The sequence below is a fragment of the Massilia phyllosphaerae genome (genome assembly GCF_034659755.1).
Classification (GTDB): Bacteria; Pseudomonadota; Gammaproteobacteria; order Burkholderiales; family Burkholderiaceae_D; genus Telluria; species Telluria phyllosphaerae.
This window is the reverse complement of the sequence record NZ_JAXSQX010000016.1, coordinates 1-18,072: the sequence shown is the minus strand read 5'-3', so window position 1 is coordinate 18,072 and position 18,072 is coordinate 1. Positions and strand designations below refer to the sequence as shown.

12 protein-coding genes and 3 rRNA genes are annotated in these 18,072 nt (G+C 66.6%); 2 read left to right on the top strand and 13 right to left on the bottom strand.

All coding sequences use genetic code 11. The annotated features are described in order from the left end of the window. Positions 1-116, bottom strand: a 16S ribosomal RNA gene (locus U1H99_RS29785); the annotation flags it as partial. 585 nt (positions 117-701) lie between these two features. Between U1H99_RS29785 and U1H99_RS29780 the strand changes: the two genes are divergently transcribed. Then, positions 702-2,705, top strand: a complete 2,004-nt coding sequence (locus tag U1H99_RS29780; RefSeq protein WP_375341663.1) for a sigma-54-dependent Fis family transcriptional regulator — start codon at positions 702-704, stop codon at positions 2,703-2,705. 6 nt (positions 2,706-2,711) lie between these two features. Here U1H99_RS29780 and U1H99_RS29775 read toward each other — a convergent pair whose 3' ends face one another. The 6 genes from U1H99_RS29775 to U1H99_RS29750 all read right to left on the bottom strand — a co-directional run bounded on the left by U1H99_RS29775 (position 2,712) and on the right by U1H99_RS29750 (position 10,768). Further along, a complete protein-coding gene (locus U1H99_RS29775) occupies positions 2,712-3,689 on the bottom strand; it encodes an FAD:protein FMN transferase (RefSeq protein ID WP_323145111.1) in 978 nt (325 codons plus the stop codon). Then, a complete protein-coding gene (locus U1H99_RS29770) occupies positions 3,686-5,809 on the bottom strand; it encodes a 4Fe-4S binding protein (RefSeq protein ID WP_323145110.1) in 2,124 nt (707 codons plus the stop codon). The genes U1H99_RS29775 and U1H99_RS29770 overlap by 4 nt, the downstream gene beginning before the upstream one ends. A gap of 78 nt (positions 5,810-5,887) precedes the next feature. After that, a complete protein-coding gene (locus U1H99_RS29765; protein ID WP_375341664.1) occupies positions 5,888-7,588 on the bottom strand; it encodes a PQQ-dependent methanol/ethanol family dehydrogenase in 1,701 nt (566 codons plus the stop codon). 87 nt (positions 7,589-7,675) lie between these two features. Next, positions 7,676-8,065, bottom strand: a complete 390-nt coding sequence (locus U1H99_RS29760) for a DUF779 domain-containing protein (RefSeq protein WP_323145109.1) — start codon at positions 8,063-8,065, stop codon at positions 7,676-7,678. A gap of 33 nt (positions 8,066-8,098) precedes the next feature. Next, positions 8,099-9,619 carry an aldehyde dehydrogenase gene (adh, locus tag U1H99_RS29755; protein ID WP_323145108.1) on the bottom strand — a complete coding sequence of 507 codons (1,521 nt, stop codon included), beginning with the start codon at positions 9,617-9,619 and terminating at the stop codon, positions 8,099-8,101. Between the two features lie 195 nt (positions 9,620-9,814). Then, positions 9,815-10,768 carry a beta-propeller fold lactonase family protein gene (locus U1H99_RS29750; protein WP_323145107.1) on the bottom strand — a complete coding sequence of 318 codons (954 nt, stop codon included), beginning with the start codon at positions 10,766-10,768 and terminating at the stop codon, positions 9,815-9,817. Between the two features lie 158 nt (positions 10,769-10,926). Here U1H99_RS29750 and U1H99_RS29745 point away from each other — a divergent pair, with 158 nt between their 5' ends. Next, positions 10,927-13,095, top strand: a complete 2,169-nt coding sequence (locus tag U1H99_RS29745) for a TonB-dependent receptor family protein (protein ID WP_323145106.1) — start codon at positions 10,927-10,929, stop codon at positions 13,093-13,095. A 64-nt stretch (positions 13,096-13,159) separates the two neighbouring features. Here the strand turns inward: U1H99_RS29745 and U1H99_RS29740 are convergent, their stop codons facing one another. From U1H99_RS29740 to U1H99_RS29715, 6 genes are all read right to left on the bottom strand, one after another. Then, complete coding sequence (locus tag U1H99_RS29740; protein WP_323145105.1) at positions 13,160-13,987, bottom strand: substrate-binding periplasmic protein; 828 nt, start codon at positions 13,985-13,987, stop codon at positions 13,160-13,162. Positions 13,988-13,998: 11 nt separating this feature from the next. Continuing rightward, on the bottom strand, positions 13,999-14,472 hold the full coding sequence (pedF, locus tag U1H99_RS29735) for a cytochrome c-550 PedF (protein WP_323145104.1): 474 nt from the start codon (positions 14,470-14,472) through the stop codon (positions 13,999-14,001). A gap of 115 nt (positions 14,473-14,587) precedes the next feature. Then, entirely contained in the window at positions 14,588-16,072 is a 1,485-nt protein-coding gene (locus tag U1H99_RS29730; RefSeq protein ID WP_323145103.1) for a GTPase domain-containing protein, read from the bottom strand. 7 nt (positions 16,073-16,079) lie between these two features. Further along, positions 16,080-17,558 carry a DUF2868 domain-containing protein gene (locus U1H99_RS29725; protein ID WP_323145102.1) on the bottom strand — a complete coding sequence of 493 codons (1,479 nt, stop codon included), beginning with the start codon at positions 17,556-17,558 and terminating at the stop codon, positions 16,080-16,082. Between the two features lie 164 nt (positions 17,559-17,722). Continuing rightward, positions 17,723-17,835 (bottom strand): 5S ribosomal RNA (rrf, locus tag U1H99_RS29720). 124 nt (positions 17,836-17,959) lie between these two features. Further along, positions 17,960-18,072 (bottom strand): 23S ribosomal RNA (locus tag U1H99_RS29715); the annotation flags it as partial.

Sequence of the window (18,072 nt, the reverse complement as noted above, 5' to 3'; positions counted from 1 at the left end):
TATATTACTCACCCGTTCGCCACTCGCCGCCAGGTTGCCCCGCGCTGCCGTTCGACTTGCATGTGTAAAGCATGCCGCCAGCGTTCAATCTGAGCCAGGATCAAACTCTTCAGTTTAATCTCTGTTTTTGCCATTTCTGGCAACCTCTTTCGAGGTGTCGCTCACTCAAGATACTGACCGTCGCTCATCGCTGAGCAACGTTAATACTTTTGTGAACATTTGATAATTTAAGTAATCAGCTGAACTAGTCAGCCGGCACCTTCATCAAACGCCCACACTTATCGACTGTTAATTTTTAAAGAACTTTGTTCTGTACTGCCTTGCTGCATTCTGCGAATCGTTGTGTTCGTCAGCAGCAGAGGAGTGAGATTATGCAGTGCTTCGCTTAACTCGTCAACCCCATCTTTTTCTTCAGCGCCAGCGGTGTTATCAAAACACCCGCTCAATAACTTGTTCAATTGATTGATACAGGTCAGTATTTATTGCGCTGCAGAAGCAGGAGGGCAACTATAGCAAACAGCTCAGCTGGAATGCAAGTCTTGCTGTTGCTTTGGCGACTCAAGCTGGCATTGGCCTTGCTATGAAAAGAAGTGCCGGTTCGGCACAAGTTTGTTTGTTCCGTCCTGGTACAGGTGCTACATTAATCAACAGTCGATTCCCCAACACAGAGCCGCAGTCCAGGGCCAACCAGGAGACATGGAATGACTTACCAATACCCGGCAGCCGGCCTGCTGAGCCCCGTCATGCCCGGCGCATCGTCCGCCCGACCCGACATGGATGCCATGATCGCCACCTCGCACCGGCGCTCCGAAGAATTCGGACTGCACACGAGCCGGCGTCCCGACTTCAGCCCGCTGTCCCCCCCGGACCTCACCACCCTGGTCGAACAGAACCGCATGCTGTATGCCCATGCGATTCCCGCCATGGAGACGCTGTACCAGCAGATCGTCAACACCCACAACATGGTGTTGCTGACCGATGCGCACGGCGTCATCGTGCATTCGCTGGGCGACGCCGATTTCCTGGAAAAAGCCAACCGGGTTGCGCTCACCGCCGGCGTGGCATGGTCGGAAGAAAGCAAGGGCACGAATGCGATCGGCACCGCGATCGCCGAAAAGACGCCGGTCACCGTCCACGCCGACCAGCATTTCCTGGCCGCGAACCACTTCCTGACCTGCTCCGCCGCGCCGATCACCGACCACCGCGGCAACGTGGTCGGTGTGCTCGACGTCACCGGCGACCGCCGCAGCTACCACAAGCATACGATGGCCCTGGTGCGGATGTCGGCGCTGATGATCGAAAACCAGATGTTCGCGGCCACCTTCGAAAACGCGATCACGCTCCATTTCCATGCGCGGCCGGAATTTATCGGCACCCTGATGGAGGGCATCGCCTCGTTCACGCCGGGCGGACGCTTCCTGGCCGCCAACCGCAATGCCCTGTTCCAGTTGGGCTTGAGCTATCCGGCGCTGCAGGCGCACACTTTCAGCTCCCTGTTCGGCCTGCCCGTGTCGGCCCTGTTCGATCATTACCGCACCGCTGCGCCCGGCCTGCTCGACCTGTGCATGCACGACGGCGTACGCGTGCGCGGCCGCGCCGAACTGCGCCTGACCAACGGCATGCATGTGCTGACCGGCGCCTCGGCCCCGCCGCGGGTCTCGGCCAAGTTCCCGGCACAGTTCGCAGCCGACGTGCCGGCCGCCGCGCCGGCGCACACCGCCCTGCCCCAGGCCAAGGCCGCGCGCCGCCTGTCCGGCCTGCGCTACCTGAACACCGGCGACCCGCAACTCGAACAGGTGATCGACAAGGTCAACAAGGTGCTCGGACGCGACGTCCCGATCCTGATCATGGGTGAGACCGGCACCGGCAAGGAATTGCTGGCCCAGGCCATCCACAACGATTCGCCGCGTGCGCAAGGACCGTTCGTGGCGGTCAACTGCGCGTCGATTCCCGAGACCCTGATCGAGTCCGAACTGTTCGGCTATGAAGAAGGCGCGTTCACCGGCGCCCGCAAGAAGGGCGCGACCGGCAAGATCCTGCAGGCCAACGGCGGCACCCTGTTCCTCGACGAGATCGGCGACATGCCCTTCTCGCTGCAGGCACGCCTGCTGCGCGTGCTGCAGGAACGCATGGTCACGCCGCTGGGCAGCGGCAAACCGGTGCCCGTGAACGTGGAGCTGATCTGCGCCACCAACCACAACCTGCGCCAGCGCATCGCCGCGGGGCTGTTCCGCGAGGATTTGTACTATCGCCTCAACGGCCTGGTGGTCAAGCTGCCGCCGCTGCGCGAGCGCACCGATCTCGAATGCGTCGTCAAGAAGATCCTGGCCGCCGAGACCCACGGCGGCTGCCACCGCATCTCGGACGAGGTGCTGCGCCTGTTCCTGCGCCATAAATGGCCCGGCAACTTCCGCCAGCTGACCAATCTGCTGCGCACTGCCACCATCATGGCCGGCGACGACGAAGAGATCGGCCTGCGCCACATGCCGGACGACTTCCTTGACGATATCGAAGCGACAACCACGGTCCCCGCCACTGCTGCAGCCGCGCAGCAGCCGGTAGCCGGCGGCGGCAAGCTCGAAGAGATGGAGTTGAGCGCAATCCTCAGGTCGCTCGACGCCCATGGCGGCAACGTCTCGGCCGCCGCCCGTGCCCTCGGCGTGTCGCGCAATACGATCTATCGCAAGCTGCCGCATCTCAAATAACACCCGTCAGGCGACCGGAAAGCCGGCCGACATCCACTGCCGGCCATCCTTGCCGATGGTGAGCAGGTCGACGCCCGGCAGCTGGGCCGCCAGCGCGTGCGCGCGGCGCGCGCCCATGACCATGAAGGCGGTCGACAGGCCGTCCGCTTCCAGCCCGGTCGGCGCCAGCACGGTGACGCTGGCCAGTTCGGTCGGCGAGTCGCCGGTGGCGGGATCGAAGATGTGGTGATGCAGCAGGTCGGGCGTGAACGGCGAGGCGTAGTCGCCCGAGGTGGCGACGCAGCGCCCGTCCAGCGCCAGCGTGGCCGCCAGCGCGTCGTCGCGGCGCGGGTCGCGCACGCCCAGTCGCCAGCGGCGCCCATCGTTGCGCCCCAGGCCGCCGTATTCGCCGGTGTCGACCAGCGCCTGGTGGATGCCGTGGCGGCGCAGCGCCGCCAGCGCCAAGTCGGCGGCATAGCCCTGGGCCAGCCCGTTGAGCGTGATCGCCATGGCGGGATGGGAGAAATGGATGCGCGCCGGCCCGGCCTGCACGCTCGCCCAGCCGACCCGGCCCCGCGCACGCAAGCGCTCGCGCGCGGACGGCGCACCGTCCGCGTCGCGGAATGCCTGCCACAGGGGCTGCACCGTGATGTCGAAGGCGCCGCCGGTCAGGCGCGACAGCGCGCGCGCATGGCCCAGCACGGCCAGCAGGTGCGGGTCCGGTTGCGCCAGTTGCTTGTCGCGGTTCAGGCGGTAGACCTGGCTGGCGGGCTGGTGCAGGCTCATCAATCCATCGATGCGGCGCGCCTCGGCCAGCGCGGCGCCGATCGCCGCCTGCGCCAGCGCGCCGTCGGCATGGCGCACCGAGACGCTGATCGTGGTGCCGAATGCCAGCGCCGCGCCGGCGTGCAGCGGCGTCTGCCCGGCATGGGCGGCCCGGGCGGGCGGCAGGCCCGTGCCCATGCCGCCCAGCGCCGCGGCGAGAAAGGTCCGTCGATGTATCATCTTCTCCTGTCGGTGGTGGCGTCGAGCGGCACGATGACGATCGTGCGCCCGCGCTTGCGTGCCAGGATGCGCGGCGCGCATTGCGTATCGCTCTCGTGGATGACGACGCATTCCAGGCACTGGAAGCATTCGCCGTAATCGACCTTGCCGCCCGGGGCGATTGCGCCGTAGCCGCAGCGGTGGCGGCAGGTCTGGCACGGCGTGCCGCATTCGGCGCGGCGCGGGATCCAGTCCAGCAGGCGCAGCCGCCCCAGCACGGCCAGCCCAGCGCCGAGCGGACACAGGTAGCGGCAGAACCCTTTATAGACGAAGGCACTGAGCGCCAGCAGGCCGGCGGCATACGCCACATAGGGCCAGGCGCGCACGAAGTTGAGCGTGATCGCCGTCTTGAAGGGTTCGATTTCCACCAGCCGGTCGGCCTGCGCCGGCGCAAACAGCGCGGCCAGCAGGATCACCGCCAGCACCCCATATTTGATGCGTTTCAAATGGGCGTCGAGCCGGCGTCCCGGCTTCGCCTGCGGCAGCCTGAGCAGACGTCCGGCTTCCGCCGCGAATTCCTGCAAGGCGCCGAACGGACACAGCCAGCCGCAGAAGGTGCCACGGCCCCAGATCAGCAGCGACACCAGCACGAAGCCCCACAGCGCCACCGTCATCGGGTCGAACAGCAGGAAGCCGAGGCCGCGCCCGGCGAGCAGCGCCTGCAGCGCGCCGGTCAGGTTGACGATCGACAGCTGGCCTCGGAATACGTAGCCGATGCCGACGACGGTGAACAGCAGCCAGCCGCGGCGCAGCCAGGCGAAGCGGCGTGCATGCGCCACCAGCCGCCGTTGCGCCAGCAGGGCCAGCGCAAGCAGCGCCAGCGCGCCGCCCAGCAGTGCCAGTTGCAGCCGGTGCGCCTGCCAGCTGGCCTGCCAGGACGGTGCGGCCGCCTGCGGCGCGGTCCAGTAGTCCGGCGGCAGGCGGTAGCTGAAGCGGATCTCGCGCACGATGCGCTCCGGGTAGACGATGCCCTTGCTGCGCACCACCGGCAGTGCAAAGTCGAGCGCCCGCGCCGGATCGAGGCCGGCCTGGCCGATCACGCGCAATGCCAGCAGCTCCGTCACCGGCAGCCGGACGCCGTCCGCCAGCCTGGGTTCGATGTCCAGATCGCGCATTTCGAACGGCAGCTTGTCCTGGCGCAGCACGATGCGTCGGGGAATGCTGCCGCGCACGAAGTCGTCGCCGCCGATCGCATACGGACCCGCGCTCATCACCAGCAGCGCGTGGTCGCCTGGCTCCAGGCGGCCCTGCAGCCGGTTCCAGCTGCGCGGCGCCAGCAGGTTGCGTCCGATCGCCGGCACCGACGCCCAGGTCAGGTACAGGTCGGCGAATACGGCGTCGGGCCGCGCCAGCGCCTGCGGATCGAGGCCGGCGCCCTCGCTGCCGGCGAACAGGCGCTCGACATCGCGGTTGAGTACGCGCACATGGTGGACCAGGCCGGCGTCCAGCAGCTGCTGCAGCGGCATCGATTGGAACAGGTCGCTGCGGATACGCGCCAGCCGGCCCGGATCGCGGTCGCCCGCGAAGCCGAGCCGGGCGCGTGCCACCTTCAGCGCCGCCGACAGGATGCTCTGGTTGATGATACGGACCGAGGCGGTCGCCTTCGACACCCCGTCCAGGTGCGCCCGCCCGGCATCGGTGCCGGCGCCGCCGGGACTGCGTGCACCGCCGAGGTCAATGTTCTGCCCCAGCGACAGGCCGCGGTACTGGCTGACGAACTGGCGCAGCGGCGCCTCGCCCAGCCCTTCCAGGAACACCGGCTCGTGCTGCGACAGCACGGCCACGTCGAGGAAGGTCCCTTTCGGATCGATCACCACCAGCAGGTTGACCGGCACCCCGGCGAAGCCCGGCACCGGCGCCAGGTCGATCGATTCGAAGGCGTAGCCGACCAGCTCCGTCATCGTGCCGTTCTGCTTGAACAGGGGCCAGGCCGGCACCTCGGCCACCTTGTCGCCCACCGTCAGCGGCGGCGGAAAACGCTGCGCCAGCGCGGCCTTGTCCAGCACGCCGGCCTGCGCCGGCAAGCCGCACAGCAGGGCAAGGCATACGACAGGGCAGACAAGCCACCGCAACAGGTTCACGCGCGCAGCTCCCATCCGATTGAAAAAAGCGGCGGCCGCAGCCGCCGCAAACTCACAGGAGACCCGGCACCGTCGCATTCAGATCCTGGTAGCCAGCTTGAACACCCACACCGAGCCGCCCTGCTCGAGGAAGTTGACCTTCTTGGCGACTTCGCCGCCCCACAGCGGCACCGCGCCGCCCCAGCCGGACACCACGGCCACGTACTGGGTGTCGCCGTCCTGCCAGGTGACGGGCGGCGCCACCACGCCGGAACCGGTCTGGAACTTCCACAGCTCCTTGCCGCTCTTGGCGTCGACCGCCTTCAGGTAGCCTTCCGGCGTGCCGTAGAAGACCAGGCCGCCGGCGGTGGTCATGACCCCGCCCCACAGCGGCGCGCTGTTCTTCGCTTCCCAGACGATCTTGCCGGTCTTGGGGTCGACCGCGCGCAGGGCGCCGATGTAGTCCTCGTTCAGCGGCTTGATGGTGAAGCCGGCGCCGAGGAAGGCGCCGCCTTTCTTGTAGCTGATCGGTTCGTTCCAGATGTCCATGCCCCATTCGTTGGCCGGCACGTAGAACAGGCCGGTCTGCGGGCTGTAGGCCATCGGCATCTGGTTTTTCGCACCGAGGAAGGCCGGGGCCGCGAACACGGTCGAGCCCTTCTTGCCGTCCTGGCCCTTGGTCGGGTCGCTCGGGCGGTTGGCGGCGATGAAGTTGGGGCGCCCGGTCTTCAGGTCGATGCTGCTGGCCCAGGTGATCTTGCGCACGAAGGGGAAGGCGTTCTGCAGTTTGCCGTTCCTGGCGTCGATCACGTAGAAGAAGCCGTTGCGGTCGGCCTTGCCGCCGTAGCGCTTGCCGTCCATGTCGAAGGTGACGAACTCGTTGGCGCCGTCGAAGTCCCAGGAATCGTTGGGCGTGCCCTGGTAGGCCCACTTGATCTGGCCGGTTTCCGGATCCAGCGCCAGTGTCGACGAGGAATACAGGTTGTCGCCCGGCCGCAGGTGGCTGTTCCACGGCGTCGGGTTGCCGGTGCCGAAGTAGGCCAGGCCGGTGCCCGGATCATAGGTGCCGCCCATCCAGGTCGAGGCGCCGCCGGTCTTCCACAGCTCGCCCGGCCAGCTCTTGTTGACGGTGCCGGTGACGCCCGCCTCGATCGCCTTGCCGTCCTTGTCGTAGCGGTGGCCCATGTGGCCTTCGACGGTCGGGCGCGACCACAGCAGCTCGCCGGTCATCGGATTGCGCCCTTCGACCCGTCCGACCACGCCGAACTCGCCGCCGGACACGCCGTTCATCAGCACGCCCTTGGCGATCAGCGGCGCCGCCGTCATCGAGTAGCCGGCCGCGTAGTCGTCGACCTTTTCCTTCCAGACCACCTTGCCGGTGTTCTGGTCGAGCGCCACCAGCTGGGCGTCGAGGGTACCGAAGATGACCAGGTTGCCGTACAGCGCGGCGCCGCGGTTGACCACGTCGCAGCAGGGCATGATCCCGTCCGGCAGGCGGTGCTCGTACTTCCACAGCTTGTTGCCGGTCTTGAGGTCGATGGCGAAGATGCGCGAATACGAGGCGGTCACGAACATCTTGCCGTTGGCGATGACGGGCTGGGATTCCTGGCCGCGCTGCTTCTCGCCGCCGAACGAGAACGACCACGCCGGCACCAGGCGGGCGACATTCTTCGTATTCACCTGGGTGAGCGGCGAGTAGCGCTGGCCTTGCGAGCCCATGCCGAACGACAGCACGTTTTTAGTGTCCTTGGCCGCGTTGTCGAGCATGGCGTTGGTGATGTCGGCGGCCTGCGCGAGCATAGTCAGGCCAGCCGCGCCTGCCAGGCACGTAAGCAAGGCCATCTTGGGTAGTTTCACGAATATCTCCTTGTTGTTGTAGGTTGCCGTTCAGCCGGCGTGGCGGCCGGGCGCCTGGGCTTGCAGCACGGTGTTTTCCTCGTCGCTGAACAGGCGCGAGCGCGTCAGGAAGCGGCGCCCGGTGCCGTTATCGAGCGAGAACATGCCGCCGTTGCCGGCGACAACATCGATGATCAGCTGGGTATGCTCCCAGTAGCCGAACTGCTCCAGCCCGATGTAGAACGGCGCCCCGTCCAGGTTGCCCAGGTAGACGTCGGTATCGCTCAGGTTGAACTCGCCGGCGGCATAGCACATCGGTGCGCTGCCGTCGCAGCAGCCGCCGGACTGGAAGAACATCAGCGGGCCGTGGCGCCGGCGCAGCTCGCCGATGAAATCCAGTGCGGCGGGGGTCGCGGTCACGCGGTCGATCGGGGTCGTCATGGGCATTCCTTCGGGCGGCGCCGTTGCAGTCGATCAGAAGAAGCCGAGCGCTTTCGGGCTGTAGCTCACCAGCAGGTTCTTGGTCTGCTGGTAATGCTCGAGCATCATCTTGTGGTTCTCGCGCCCGATGCCGGACTGTTTATAGCCACCGAAGGCCGCGTGCGCCGGGTACAGGTGGTAGCAGTTGGTCCAGACGCGGCCGGCCTGGATCGCGCGGCCGACACGGAAGGCGCGGCTGCCGTCGCGCGTCCACAGGCCGGCGCCGAGGCCGTACAAGGTGTCGTTGGCGATGCGCAGCGCATCGGCTTCGTCCTTGAAGGTGGTCACCGACACCACCGGGCCGAAGATCTCTTCCTGGAAGATGCGCATCTTGTTGTCGCCCTTGAACACGGTCGGGCGCACGTAATAGCCGCCGGACAGGTCGCCCTCGTGCGTGGCGCGCTCGCCGCCGGCCAGCACCTCGGCGCCTTCCTGGCGGCCGATGTCGAGGTAGGACAGGATTTTTTCCAGCTGCTCCTGCGAGGCCTGGGCGCCGATCATGGTGGCGCTGTCGAGCGGATTGCCGGCCTTGATTTTCCCCACGCGCTCGAGCGCGCGCTCGATGAATTTCTCGTAGATCGATTCCTGCACCAGCACGCGCGACGGGCAGGTGCAGACCTCGCCCTGGTTCAGCGCGAACATGGCAAAGCCTTCCAGGCACTTGTCGAAGAAGTCGTCGTCGGCATCCATCACGTCTTCGAAGAAGATGTTGGGCGACTTGCCGCCCAGCTCCAGCGTGACCGGGATCAGGTTCTGCGCCGCGTACTGCATGATCAGGCGCCCGGTGCCGGTCTCGCCGGTGAAGGCGATCTTGGCGATGCGCTTGCTCGAGGCCAGCGGCTTGCCCGCTTCCAGGCCGAAGCCGTTGACGATGTTGACCACGCCGGGCGGCAGCAGGTCGCCGATCAGTTCGATCAGCACCATGATCGACGCCGGGGTCTGCTCGGCCGGCTTGAGCACCACGCAGTTGCCGGCAGCCAGGGCCGGCGCCAGCTTCCACACCGCCATCAGGATCGGGAAGTTCCACGGGATGATCTGGCCGACCACGCCCAGCGGCTCGTGGAAGTGGTAGGCGTAGGTCTCGTTGTCGATGGTCGAGATCGCACCTTCCTGGCTGCGCACGCAGCCGGCGAAGTAGCGGAAGTGGTCGATCGCGAGCGGAATGTCGGCGGCCATGGTCTCGCGGATCGGCTTGCCGTTGTCGATGGTTTCGGCGGTCGCCAGCAGCTGCAGGTTCTGCTCCATGCGGTCGGCGATCTTGTTGAGGATGTTGGCACGGTCGGCCGGCGAGGTCTTGCCCCAGGCTTCCTTGGCGGCGTGGGCGGCATCGAGTGCCAGCTCGACGTCTTCGGCGGTCGAACGCGCGACTTCGCAGAACGGCTGGCCGGTGATTGGCGTCAGGTTGGGGAAATACTCGCCCTTGACCGGCGCGGCGGCCTGGCCGCCGATGTAGTTGTCGTAGCGTTGACGAAACGGATTGGCTACGCCCAGTTTGCTGATGTCCGCAAGATTCATGTCATCCTCTTCTTTCTCTGGTTTCCCTGTTCGGGTGGTCGGTTGGCCGTTGCCGGCACCTTCACTGTTTCGCAAACCTCGTGCCAGCCCCCGTTCGCCCCCGGCGCACGGCGTTCTACGGCATGGCAGCCCCGGTACTGCCCGCGGCGGGCGGCAGTTTCTGGTACACCTGTCCCAAATTTGAACAGTGCATCGTCAACGGATGACCACGCCCCAGGGCAGTTGCCCGACCGCGATCTCGGCGACCTTCGCCACGCCGGCGGTGTCGATCACCGTCACGCTGTCCGAACGGCCGTTGGCCACGTACAGGCGCGCGCCGTCCGGCGTCAGCGCCATGTTCCAGGGGCGCTTGCCGACCGCAAGGGTGGCAGTTACTGCGTTACGTTCCGGATCGATCAGCATCACGCTGCCGTCCGCCCCGTTCGACACCCAGACCTGGCGGCCGCCGGGGCCGACCGCGATGCCGGCCGGGTTCTTGCCGGCGGGGATAGTGGCAATCGAACGGCGCGCCGCCAGGTCGAGCACGTAGACGGCACCGGCCAGTTCGCAGGCGACGTAGGCACGCGTGCCGTCCGGAGTGAAGCCGATGCCGCGCGGGCGCAGGCCGACCGCGATCGATCCGACCTGGCGGCGCAGGGCGACGTCGATCAGGTCGACCTGCTCGGCGTTCTCGGCCGAGACCAGCAGCCAGCGTCCGTCCGGGCTGAACACCGCATGCTCCGGGTTCTGGCCTTGCACCTTGATGTCGGCCACCAGCTTGCTGCTGGCGGTATCTATCAGGGCGACGCTGTTGCTGTCCTCGACCGCCACCGCGGCCAGGCGGCCGTCGCCCGACACGCTGACGCCTTCCGGCGAACGGCCGAGCGCGATGCTGGCCAAGGTGGCGCCGCTGGCGGTGTCCAGTACCAGCAGTGCATTGGCGGCGGCGTCGGTCACGTACAGCACGGCGCCTTGCGGGTCGGCGGCGATGCCGCGTGGACGCTTGCCGGCGGCAATCGTGCGGACGGCGGCGCCGCTGGCGCTGTCGATCACGCTGACGCTGCCCGACTTTTCGTTGGGCACGTAAGCGAAAGGCGCGGCCTGGACAGCGGTGCAAGCGAGCAGGCCGGCGGCGGCGAAGGCCGCGCGCAGGGAACGGAATCCGAACATGAATGTCCTTTCAAGTAGAGCGCAGGGGTGCGTATTTGTTCAGGATTGCAAAGCGCGTGCCATCGAGGCGCCAGCAGACTTTCGTCCTGGCAGGTATATTGCTTGCCGGGTTAGCCAGTGCCGCAAGGCGCGGGCCGACTGTTATTTACGGAGAAGAAATGAAGCATTTACGTTTGAACGCTGTCGCGGCCCTGTTCGCCGCGCCCCTGGCCATGGCGCCGCTGGCCGCCCGCGCCGCCGCCGACGCGCCCGCTGCCGCTGCCGCTGCCGATGAGGTGCCGCGCACGCCGATGAGCGTGGTCGTGGTCAGCGGCAGCCGCAGCGAACACCTGAGCTTCGATTTGCCGGCCTCGATCGACGTGGTCGATGCCTCGCAGATCGGCGCCGCCCAACCGCGCGTCAATGCCTCGGAAGCACTGGCCGGCGTGCCGGGCCTGGTGGTGCAGAACCGCCAGAACTATGCGCAGGACCTGCAGATTTCCTCGCGCGGCTTCGGCGCCCGCTCGCAGTTCGGCGTGCGCGGCGTGCGCCTGATCGCCGACGGCATTCCGGCCACCATGCCGGACGGCCAAGGCCAGGCCGCAACCTTCGACCTGGACCTGGCGGAACGCATCGAGGTGCTGCGCGGGCCCTATTCCACCCTGTACGGCAACCATTCCGGCGGCGTGGTCCAGCTGTTCACGCGCGATCCGAAAGGCGCGCCCTACGTCGAGACCAACGTCGCCGCCGGCAGCTACGGCCAGCACAAGCTGGACGTCAACGCCGGCGGCAAGGAAGGCCGCTTCGGCTGGCTGCTCGACGCCTCGCGCTTCGAGACCGACGGCTACCGCGCCCACAGCGCCGCCACCCGCGACCAGGCCTACGCCAAGCTGACCTTCGATGCGTCGAGCACCAGCAAGCTGACCATCGTGGCCAGCGGCCTGCGCCAGGACGACACCCAGGATCCGCTGGGCGTCACCTGGGGCACCTACCAGCGCGACCCGCGCGCCGGCGAAATCGACACCACCGATACGCAGACGCCGCAACGCACCCTGGCCGACCGCTACAACACCCGCAAGAGCATCGACCACCAGCAGATCGGCCTGAACTGGGACCAGCGCTTCGGCAGCGACCGCCTGCGCATGACCGTGTACGGCGGCAACCGCCGCGTGATCCAGTACCAGGCCTTCACCCGGGCCTTCCAGGCACCGGACACCCACTCGGGCGGCGTGGTCGATTTCGACCGCGATTTCTATGGATTCGACGTCAACTGGATGATGACGCGCCCGCTCGGTGAGGGCACGCTGCGCACCACCGTCGGCCTCGAGGCCGGCAAGTCGACCGACGCCCGCAAGGGTTACGAAAACTACGTCGGCAACCAGTTCGGCGTGCAGGGCCGGCTGCGGCGCGACGAACAGGACGAGGTTAACAACGTCGATCCTTACCTGCAGCTCGAATGGGAGCTGGGCCGCTGGGTGTTCACCGGCGGCCTGCGCCACAGCCGGGTGAGCTTCGACATCGACGACCACTACCTGGCCAACGGCAACGACAGCGGCAGCGTCGACTACAGCCATACCACGCCGCTGCTGGGCGTGCTGTACAAGCTGACGCCCGACCTGAACGTGTACGCCAGCGCGGCGCACGGCTTCGAGACCCCGACCCTGAACGAAGTGTTTTATTCCGGCACCGCCGGCGGCTTCAATTACGGCCTGGGCGCCGCCACCAGCACCCAGGTCGAGGTCGGGGTCAAGGCCGCCCTCGCCAAGGACGTGCGCGTCAACGCGGCACTGTTCCAGGCGCGCACCCACGACGAACTGGTGGTCGACGCCTCCTCGGGCGGCCGCACCAGCTACCGCAACGCCAGCGCCACCCTGCGCCAGGGCCTGGAACTCTCGCTCGACGCCAACCTGCGCGCCGGCTTCTCGGCGCGCGTGGCGGCTTCGGTGCTGCGCGCGATCTACGACCAGGCCTTCACCGGCGTGGCGGAAGGCAACCGCCTGCCGGGCGTGCCGCGCACCAGCGTGTACGGCGAGCTGGCCTGGAAGGATCCGGGCGAGCGCTTCGGCGCCGCGCTCGAGACCGTCGCCAACGGCAAGGTCTACGCAGACGACGCCAACTCCGCGATCCCGGCACCCGGCTATGCCATCTTCAACGCCCGCGTGCAGGCCAGCCAGCAGCTCGACGGCCCGATGCGCGGCTGGCGCCTGCGCGAGTATGCGCGCGTGAACAACCTGTTCGACCGTACCTACATCGGCTCGGTCATCGTCGGCGACAGCAACCGCCGCTATTACGAACCGGCGCCCGGCCGCAACTGGATGCTGGGCGCCAGCGCCCAGTACCAGTTCTGATGTAGCCCGACAGTAGTAAGGAATAGTACGGAAACCGTAGGCACTGTCCCTGACGGGGCGGTGCCTACGGTTTGACCACCTGCACGCCGTACTTCGCGAACACGGCCTTCAGTTCGCCGTCGGCCGCCATCTCGTTGAGCGCGGCCTGCAGCCGGCGCGCCAGCTCGACATTGTCCTTCTTGACCGCCATGCCGATTGCCCAGCCGGCGCGCGGCAGCCGCTCGAAAGGCACGTCCTGCACGGGAAAGGCGGGATCGCCGCGCAGTACGGATTCGATCTCCGAGCGCGTCGCCAGCACCGCATCGAGCTGGCCGCCCTTGAGCTGCTGCAGCGCCTCGGTCGCGGTCGGGTAGATGTGCACCTGGTCGCGGAAGCGTCCATTGCCTTCGCCCAGCATCACCATCCCGGAAATCGACACTTTCTCGACGCCGATGCGCTTGCCGGCCAGCGCATCGACGCCGTCGAACGACGGGATGCTGTGCGCGCTGCGCACCAGGCGCACGCTTTCGACGTGGTAGGGTGCGAAAATCGTCACCTGCGGGTTAGCGTTCATCAGCATGCGGTCGACCGGCACATGCAGCATGACGTCGGCCGGGCCGTAACCGAGGTAATGCCCTTTCCAGACCATGTTGCGCAGGTCGTCGTTCAGGTCGTCGCCGGCGTTGAACGGCAGCAGGCTGAGTGTCAGGCCGAGTTTCTTGGCCAGCGCCGCGGCCAGGTCGGCATCGATGCCCTGCCCCTTGTCCGAAAACGGCGCCAGCTCGTTATACACCGCGACCTTCAAGGTATCGGCCCTGGCGGCCGGCGCATCGGCGGCCCGCAGCAGTCCGGGATGGACCGCGGCCGCGCACAGCAGCAAGGCGGACACGGTGGTACGCAAACGGTTCCTCATGGCGCTCCGCTTCATTCGACGCTGCGGCGCGATTCGAGGTAGGTCTTGATGGCCCACATCGCTTCCTGGTTGAATACGCCCTCGAACGGCGGCATGTAGACCGCGCCGTTGCGCACCTTGCCATGCCGGATACTGGTCAGGTAGTAATTGTCCATCTCCTTGTAGCAGGCCTGCTTCTTGGTCTCGTTCTTGATGCCGTTGCAGTCGCGGTCGAGCAGGCGCAGGTCGGGGGCGATGCCCCCGGATACCGCGTCCAGGCCGTGGCAGCGGGCGCAGTTCTGGGTATAGGCGGAGGTGCCGATCTTGAGGGCCAGCTTGTTGGTGCGGTAGGGGTTTTCGTCGCGCCATTTGTCGCCCAGCACCGGCAAGCCGGTGGTGTCGACTGCCTGCGGCACGACGTTGCCGTGGGCATGGGCGAACAGCGAGGTGAGGATGGCGGCGGCCAGGGCCAGCGTGCCGCCGGCGATGCGGATGGGATGCTTCATGAGGTCTCCTGAGGGTTTATCGATCTCCCTCGTCATGAGCAATCCGCGTGCCATGCCTTTCATGCGTGTAACACACGCCGGCCGCGTGCCGGCATGTGTCAATCTGGTACAGGTGTCACACGGGCTGGCGCGCCAGTGCCTGCGCCGCCGAGCCGGGGTACAGGCGCTCGAGCGTATCGGCGACCACACCCTCGAGCAGCGTGCGCAGCGGCTGCGCCGCGCCGTCCTCGTCGGGCGCCGTGCGCGCCGTCTTCCACAGGCGCGCCAGGTCGGCCTCGCGCCGCGCCAGGGCCGCTTCGACTTCAGTCTGCCAGAACGCCGGCGCTTCCCCCTCGACGAACTGGCCGCGGCCACGGCCGAAGTGGGCCACCGCCAGGTAACGCAGCACGGCGCCGACCAGCAGCGTGCGCAGGAAGGGATCGGCGAACTGCACGCTCGGACGATCGCGCTCGGTCGTGGTATTGAAACCCCAGGCGGCGCCGGCCATGGTCAGCCCGCCGACGATCGCCCCCAGCAGCGCCCCGCCGCCCAGGGTCAGGCCACCCGCCATCAGGTCGGCCGACAGGCCGGTGGCCGCACCCGACACCACCGCCCCCAGCAGCCCGGCCTGGGTCTTGTCGACCGGCGCGCGCACGGCAAAATGATCGCGCACCCGGGCATTGATGCGGCCCGCTTCGCCGGGATCGACGCGGTGCAGGCGCAGCAGCGCTGCGGTGGTGTCGGCGATGCGCCGGTTCAGCCGTTCGACCAGGGTGGCCATCGCCGCATCCTGGCGCTTCTGCTCGTCCTTGCCCAGGCCGACCGCCTTGAGTGCCGACTTGAACAGGTTGCCCTTCCCTTCCGCTTCGATCGCCTGACTGTCGCGTGCGGCGGCGGCAACCTGCGCGGCGCTCAATCGTACCGATTCATGCAGGCGCTTCAGGTTCTCCGCCTGCCAGGTTGCCAGCAGGCGCGCATAGCCGGGCCGCTTGGCTTCGTCGACCAGTTTGCCGACGCGCTCGTAGAACACGTCCTCGTGCACCCAGCAGCGCGCAAACGCATCCAAGGCCAAGACGTCGCGCACGATGCCGAACTGGTCGAGGTACTCCTTCCAGCGTGCCTGCTCGGCCTGTTCCTGCGCATCCGGACGCGGCGGGCCGAGCTGGTTCAGCAAGACCACGACCGGCTTGCCCAGCCATTCCAGGATCTTCATTTCCGGCGCCAGGTAGCCGGCGTCGCGCGGGTCTTCCGAAGAGTTGACCAGGTAGAGCACGACGTCGGCGGCGTCCTTGGCGGCGCGCAGCGCCTGCTGGCTGAGCCAGAACGGGCGGTCGCGATAGCGGTCGAACACTTCGCGCATGAACCAGCCGATCGGATTGCCGGAACTCGCCAAGCGCTTGAGCAGGCGGAGCGAATCGCCGAAGCCGGGCGTGTCCCACAACAGCAGGCGGTCGCCGGCGGCGCTGGTCTGCAGCACATGGGCCTCGGCCAGCACTGTCACATGGGCGGCGTCGCGCACCTCGCCGACGTCGACGCCGATCAGCGTGCGCGCGAGCGTCGTCTTGCCGTTGTTGGTATGGGAGACCAGAGCGAACTGGATGTCGATGGGTTGCTGGCTCATTGTTAACTTAGGGCGCGGTGGACAGGGCCAGTCCGCTGCCCAGGTCGAGCGGATATTTTTCGGGGTGCAGCAGGTTGACCACGGTGGCAGGCGCTTTATGGTAGTTGCAGAACTGGCGCCACAGCGCGATCCGCTCTTCGAGACGGGTATCGAACCCGGGCTGGGCGGCGCCGCGTTCGACCAGGCTGGATTCATCCAGCAGTACGGCGATGCCGCGCGGCGTGCCGCGCACCAGGTAGTCGAGGAAGGCGCCGTGGTTTTCACGCTCCGGCGTTGCGGCTAGGCTGAACAGGACGGCGGTGATGGCTACGCCGGCATCGTCGAGACGGGCGTCGCGCAGGCTGTCTTTGGCGTCTTCGCCGTAGGGGCTGGAAGGACGCAGCATCAGCTGCGCCTGCTCGCCAAGGACCATGGCGGCGACGCTCGCCAGTCCCCGGTGGCGTGCTTCGTCGACGGTAACGCTGTAAGGCACCACGCGCAGCACGGCGGGCCCCGACGCACCCACGCGGTCGGCCAGCAGGCGGAAATATGGCTGGCCCAGGTCGAGCGGGAAATTGCGCGCAAGCCGCCCTGCGCGCATACCCGACACCACGGCCAATACGATGCGCGGCAGAACGACCACCAGCAGCAGCGTGGCCGCATATAAGTGCACCCAACGCGCGCCACCGGCCGGCGACGGTTCCTGGACGAAGCGCAGGGCCTGGATGTCGGCCAGCGAAAAGCCCTGCAGCGGAAACACCGCCAGTGCCGGCGCGAACAGCACCGACAACATCGTGTGTACCTGTTGGGCGTCGAGGAAAGTGCTTTCCCAGCCGGCCGCGTATTGGTTGACGATGCCGCGCGCATATAGGGAGGCGATGGCGCCCAATGCGAACGCGGCCGCGGCCAGATGAACGGCGCGGCCGAGACGCAGCTGGGCCAGCTTTGCCGAGAGCGTCGACCAGTCGGTGAGGTATTGCGCAAGGCCGGCCGCCAGCGGGGCCGGCAGCTTGCGCGGCAGTGCGCTCTTGCCGACCGCCAGGCGGCGCAGCAACTGCGGGCTGGCCCAGCCGGTTCGTTTCGAGGGAATCAGGCCCCAGACGATCAAGGCGAGATAGACCAGCAGGTTCCAGCCGATGATCAGGAGCAGCGGCGCCGATAGCAGATCGACACGGTGCGGATCGCCGATGCGGTCCAGTACGGCACCGGCGATGAAACCGAGCAGCGGCAACAGGACGGTAACGAGCGGCATCAAGGGACGGCGATACAGGAAGGACGAGAACGCCGGGGTGCGCTCGGCCAGGCGCTTGAGGATCAAGTCGGCGCGCTGCTGCAGGAAATGGTGCAATGAGGGTTCGCTCTTGCCTTCCGCCGCCTGCCAATTGGCGAGTTCGCGTGCGCTACGGCTGGCATACAGCCGGTCGTCTTCGGACAAGACTTCGTGTTTGGTGTCCGCCGTTTCGATGGCACGCATCAGCACGACCTTGCGCGCAGTCCGCTCGTTCATGGTGCTCCTGTCTGGTGTCTTTAACAAGCTTGCCGAGACATTGTGCCTGAGTTGGCGTGTGGGTTCCGTACGGACGGGCACAAACGAGGCATGAAAAGCAAAAAACCCCACTCGGTTTGCCGAGTGGGGTTTTGCATTACTACTTTACTTACTGCTATTAATTAGCCTGACGATAACCTACTTTCACACTGGTTGCAGCACTATCATCGGCGCAAAGTCGTTTCACGGTCCTGTTCGGGATGGGAAGGGGTGGTACCGACTTGCTATGGTCATCAGGCATAAACTGTACGAGTGCGCTTCGCTGTGCTGGGCGCCACTCTGAATCCGGAAGAAGTATTTAGTTTTTGAATCTGGGTATCAACAAACAGCTGTCATCTCAACCTTGTTACTGCCAAGGTTATAGGGACAAGCCGTACGGGCAATTAGTACTGGTTAGCTTAATGCATTACTGCACTTCCACACCCAGCCTATCAACGTCCTGGTCTCGAACGACCCTTCAAGGAGCTCAAGGCTC